This window comes from Janthinobacterium sp. ROICE36, assembly GCF_002869965.1.
GTDB lineage: Bacteria > Pseudomonadota > Gammaproteobacteria > Burkholderiales > Burkholderiaceae_D > Janthinobacterium.
This window is the reverse complement of the sequence record NZ_PEBS01000185.1, coordinates 1-902: the sequence shown is the minus strand read 5'-3', so window position 1 is coordinate 902 and position 902 is coordinate 1. Positions and strand designations below refer to the sequence as shown.

The 902-nt window shown below is 52.4% G+C and carries 1 protein-coding gene; it reads left to right on the top strand.

Annotation, left to right across the window (positions count from 1 at the left end; translation table 11 throughout):
* Positions 1–157: 157 nt before the first annotated feature.
* Positions 158–883 (top strand): sigma-70 factor domain-containing protein, encoded by a 726-nt coding sequence (locus CSZ94_RS27340; protein ID WP_102124365.1) that lies wholly within the window; start codon positions 158–160, stop codon positions 881–883.
* Positions 884–902 lie beyond the last annotated feature (19 nt).

The window sequence follows — 902 nt, the reverse complement described above, 5'->3', positions numbered from 1 at the left end:
AACATTTCCATGGTGATCACCTTGTATATCTCCCGCCTAATAATTAGGCAGGAGCAGTAGAACACCTGGGTCAATTTTGGGTCGGCACAACAGCTATAGGTGGGTCAGTTTTCGGTCGGCGCCAACACATCGTCTCAGATTCGGGATCCACTATACCTTGCTGACCTTGGTCGTGAACGATTTGGGGGCCGAGGTCGACGAGCGATTTGAGTATGCAGCGCCCGACGAAGATTTCACTGTTTTCGTCTCACCTCAAGAGAGCGAGGATGAAGAAGAACGCATCGACAACGCCATGCATTTTATCGACAGTGCAGCATCCCGGCGAGCCGAACCCTTACGCATCTATCTCAGGGACTTCCAAAAGATCAAGTTGATCTCTGGCGACGAAGAGGTTGCACTCGCTCAGCGCATGGAACAACAACATAAGCGAGCCTTGGATGCCTTGGCTCTCTGGCCCTATGGGATCGAGGAGGTATTGGCTGCCGGTCGCTTGGTTCAGGCCAAGAAGCGAACGCTGTTCTCTATGTCGATGGGACCGCTTGAGGCACAACCTGAACTAGACGATACAGACGATGAACCTGTCATTGCGGCCGCAGCGGAGAGCAGTAGTGATGAGAGCGATGAGGAAGCCGAAGAATCTGCGGTTACCTCCGACAACGCAGCCAGTCTTTTCTTTGATGCCCTGCTTCGCTTAAGCGAGTCGGTGACAAATCCGCAATCAGCCAGCAGTACTGACGAAATCAGAGAGCACCTTAATTCACTCAGACTTACTACGTGTTTAGAATTGGGTGATCATATTCCTATTCGCAGCTTGCCCTACTTCAAAGCCAGGCGCCTGTTGAGTACACTGTTGATTCCTGTCACCTCACCGCCAGCGCCATGACCCAAGCCCTTCACAGCCG